We start from the raw sequence: 3,928 nt of genomic DNA on the forward strand, positions 1-3,928 counted from the left end.
ATGCTCGCCACCCCATCTCTGCATCGTCGTGTGTTCGCCGGTGGCCGGGCGGGGCGCCTTCTCGGTGCGCCGCCCCGACCTTTCTCACGGCATCAGCTGGTACTCGGGGAAGTTGCCGGGCAGCCGCTCGCCGACCGGGCCCCGGGTGACCGCGCGCACGAGCAGTTCGCCGCCGACGAAGGCGCCGCGCCAGGAGGCGCCGAACCCGCCGAACAGTTCGTCGCGGTCGCCGCGGGAACGCGGTGCGCCGTGGCCGACCTTGAACGCGCGGATCTGCGGGGCGAGCCGGTCGAAGGTGGACCGGTCGTCGGTGGACAGGGTGGCGACCAGGGCGCCGTTGGAGGCGTTCATCGCGGCCAGCAGTTCCGCCTCGGTGTCGACCAGGACGATGGTGTCGACCGGGCCGAAGGGTTCCGCGTGGTGCAGGGGTGAGGACGGGGGCGGGTTGAGCAGGGTGACGGGCTGGACGTACGCCGAGGTGTCCTGGCCGGGCAGGAAGCGGGCGTCGGCCTCGCTGCCGCGGTGCACGGGGACGGCGCCGCGGCTGATGGCCTCGGCGACCTGGTCGCGGAGGTCCTTCGCCTTGGCCGCGTTGATCACCGGCCCGAAGTCCAGTGCGGGGTAAGGGTCGTCGGGGTTCTGTACGGCGAGCGGGTGGCCGAGGCGCAGGGTGCGCACGGCGGGGAGGTAGGCCGCCAGGAACTCGTCGAAGAGCTCGCGCTGCACGACGAACCGCGGGTAGGCGGTGCAGCGTTGCTTGCCGTAGTCGAAGAGCTTGGGGATGACGGTGGCCAGCGCGTCCCAGTCGGTGAAGTTCCAGATGCCCCAGGTGTTGAGCCCCTCCTGTTCCAGGACATGGCGTTTGCCGAGGTCGGCGACGGCCGTGGCGACAGCGGCGCCGGTGTCGCGGCCGCCGACGAAGGAGACGCAGCCGATCTCGGGCGCCCGCACCAGCGCCTCGGACAGCTCTCCCCCACTGCCGCTGACGAGGGTGACGGGGATTCCCTCGCGGGCGGCGAGCGCGCAGGCCAGGGTCAGACAGGCGACACCGCCGTCGGTCGGGGTCTTGGCGATGACCGCGTTGCCCGCGAGGGCCTGCACCAGCATGGCGTGCACGAGCACGCTCATCGGGTAGTTCCAGCTCGCGATGTTGGACACCGGGCCGTCCAGCGGGGCCCGGCCCTCGACCATCGGCTCGATGCCGTCGACGTACCAGCGCACTCCGTCGATGGCGCGGTCGACGTCCGCCTGCGCGAGCCGCCAGGGCTTGCCGATCTCCCAGACGAGCAGGAGGGCGAGCAGTTCGCGGTGCTGGGTGAGGGCGTCGAGGGTGGCCGCGACGCGGGCCCGGCGCTCTTCGAGCCGTATGTGCCGCCAGGCGCGGTGCTGGTCGAGGGAGGCGCGGACGGCCTGGTGGGCGGCTTCCCGGTCCAGGCGCGGCGGGCCGGCGATCGGGCTGCCGTCGACGGGGCTGGTGGCGGGCAGGGCCCGGCCGTCGGCCCGCCAGGCGGAGGCCCAGAGGTTGAGGACGCGGTCGTCCCGGAAGGCCTCGGGGGCGACGGCGAGGCAGCGCTGCCAGGCGTCGTTCCATGAGGTTCCGGACTTCACCACTAGAGGGGTGGAGTTGAGGGTGGTGGTCATGCGAGTCTCCGCTCTCGGTGCACGGTCGGGGGCGGGGTAGGGGTAGGGGGGAACGCGGCGGGGCTGGAGGGGTCTCCGTGCGCCGCCGAGTGGTTCCGGGTCAGGCCCGAGGGGCCTCGCGGACCGTGTCCAGCAGTGCGAGCACGAGGCGGGCCGTCTCGGTGGGGGTGTTCCCGACCTTGACGCCGACCGCCTCCAGCGCCGCCTTCTTGGCCTGTGCCGTGCCTGCCGAACCGGACACGATGGCGCCGGCGTGGCCCATGGTCCTGCCCTCGGGCGCGGTGAACCCGGCGATGTAGCCGACGACGGGCTTGGTGACGTGCTCTCGGATGTACGCGGCCGCCCGTTCCTCGGCGTCGCCGCCGATCTCCCCGATGAGAACGATCAGTTCGGTGTCGGGGTCGTCCTGGAAGGCCGCAAGGCAGTCGATGTGGCTGGTGCCGACGACGGGGTCTCCGCCGATGCCGACGCAGGTGGAGAAGCCGATGTCGCGCAGCTCGTGCATGAGTTGGTAGGTGAGCGTGCCGGACTTGGACACCAGACCGACCGGGCCGGACCTGGTGATGTCCGCCGGGATGATGCCCGCGTTGGACTGGCCGGGGGTGATCAGGCCGGGGCAGTTGGGGCCGACGACCCGTGTCCCCTTTTTCCTCGCGTACGAGGTGAAGGCGACGGAGTCGTGGACGGGGATGCCTTCGGTGATGACGACAACCAGTCCGATCCCCGCGTCGGCGGCCTCGACAACTGCCGCTTTCGCGAAGGCGGGTGGCACGAAGACGACGGTGACGTCCGCGCCGGTCGACCGTATGCCGTCGGCGACCGAGCCGAAGACGGGGACGGTACGGTCGTCGAAGTCGACGGTCCGCCCGGCCTTGCGCGGGTTGACACCGCCGACCACGGTGGTGCCGGCGGCGAGCATCCGCCTCGTGTGTCTCATGCCTTCGCCGCCGGTCATGCCCTGGACGAGGACCCTGGACTCCTTGGTCAGGAAGATGGCCATGTCCCGCTCCTTCAGCCGGCCTTGGCGAGTTCGGCGGCACGGCCTGCGGCACCGTCCATGGTGGCGACCTGCTGGACCAGGGGGTGGGCGCAGGCGTCGAGGACAGCCCGGCCCCCGGAGGCGTTGTTGCCGTCCAGGCGCACGACGAGCGGCTTGGTGAGCCGGATCTCGGCCAGGGCCTTGACGATGCCGTCGGCGACCGCGTCGCAGGCGGTGATGCCGCCGAAGACGTTGACGAAGACGGACTTCACGGCCGGGTCCGACAGGATGACCGTCAGTCCGTCGGCCATGACCTGGGCCGAGGCTCCGCCGCCGATGTCGAGGAAGTTGGCGGGCCGGGCCCCGCAGCCGGCGACCACGTCGAGGGTCGACATGACCAGGCCGGCCCCGTTGCCGATGATGCCGACCTCGCCGTCGAGCCTGACGTAGTTGAGGCCCTTCGCGGCGGCGGCCGCCTCCAGCGGATCGTCGTGCGCGAGGGTCTCGGCACCCCAACGGGGCTGCCGGAAGCGGGCGTTGTCGTCGAGGGTGACCTTGCCGTCGAGGGCGAGGATCTGGCCCTGCCGGGTACGGACGAGCGGGTTGACCTCGACGAGGACGGCGTCCTGCTCGACCAGCACCTCCCACAGCCGTACGAGTACGTCGACGGTCCGCGGTGGCAGTCCGGCCGCCTCGGCGATCTCGCCCGCCTTCGCCGAGGTGACGCCTTCGGCAGGGTCGATGTGTATACGGGCGACCGAGTCCGGGCGGGCCGCGGCGACCTCCTCTATGTCCGTGCCGCCCGCCGCCGAGGCGATGGCGAGGAAACGACCGGCGGCGCGGTCGAGGACGTAGGCGACGTAGAACTCGCTCTCGATGTCCACGGGCTCGGCCAGCATGACCTCGCCCACCGGATGTCCCTTGATGTCCATGCCGAGGATCCGGCGTGCCGTCCGCTCGGCCTCCGCGGGATCCGCGGCGAGCCGCACCCCGCCCGCCTTGCCCCGGCCCCCGGTCCTGACCTGCGCCTTGACGACGACGCTGCCGCCGAGCCGGCGGGCGATCGCGCGGACCTCCTGGGGCGAGTCGGTGACCTCCGCCCTCGGCACCGGGATCCCGTGTTCCTCGAAAAGCTCCCGTGCCTGGTGCTCGTACAGGTCCATGCTTGGGCTCCCGTCTCAAAGTGCACGACTCAAAAGTGCTGCACGCCCCCTGGACATCACCCATCGGATGCGGGATAACAATCTTCATACAGTATTCGTCGACTGTATGCAATGTGCCAAACATGGCCGTGAGGTGATCCATGAC

3 protein-coding genes are annotated in these 3,928 nt (G+C 71.3%); all 3 read right to left on the minus strand.

Features of this window, described 5'->3' with window-relative positions; genetic code table 11:
* Window positions 1-84 precede the first annotated feature (84 nt).
* Entirely contained in the window at window positions 85-1,641 is a 1,557-nt protein-coding gene (locus ACFYRX_RS46720) for an aldehyde dehydrogenase family protein (protein ID WP_389113557.1), read from the minus strand.
* Window positions 1,642-1,741: 100 nt separating this feature from the next.
* The gene (sucD, locus tag ACFYRX_RS46725) at window positions 1,742-2,641 is read right to left on the minus strand and encodes a succinate--CoA ligase subunit alpha (protein ID WP_389113559.1); all 900 of its coding nucleotides are present in this window, start codon (window positions 2,639-2,641) and stop codon (window positions 1,742-1,744) included.
* 11 nt (window positions 2,642-2,652) lie between these two features.
* The gene (gene sucC / locus ACFYRX_RS46730; protein ID WP_389113561.1) at window positions 2,653-3,783 is read right to left on the minus strand and encodes an ADP-forming succinate--CoA ligase subunit beta; all 1,131 of its coding nucleotides are present in this window, start codon (window positions 3,781-3,783) and stop codon (window positions 2,653-2,655) included.
* Window positions 3,784-3,928 lie beyond the last annotated feature (145 nt).

The sequence above is a fragment of the Streptomyces sp. NPDC005374 genome (genome assembly GCF_042872225.1).
In the GTDB taxonomy this organism is placed as follows: domain Bacteria; phylum Actinomycetota; class Actinomycetes; order Streptomycetales; family Streptomycetaceae; genus Streptomyces.

Coding starts and splice junctions, on each gene's coding strand:
- ACFYRX_RS46720 (WP_389113557.1), bottom strand. CDS start 1,641: ATGACCACCACCCTCAACTCCACCCCTCTAGTGGTGAAGTCCGGAACC.
- sucD (WP_389113559.1), bottom strand. CDS start 2,641: ATGGCCATCTTCCTGACCAAGGAGTCCAGGGTCCTCGTCCAGGGCATG.
- sucC (WP_389113561.1), bottom strand. CDS start 3,783: ATGGACCTGTACGAGCACCAGGCACGGGAGCTTTTCGAGGAACACGGG.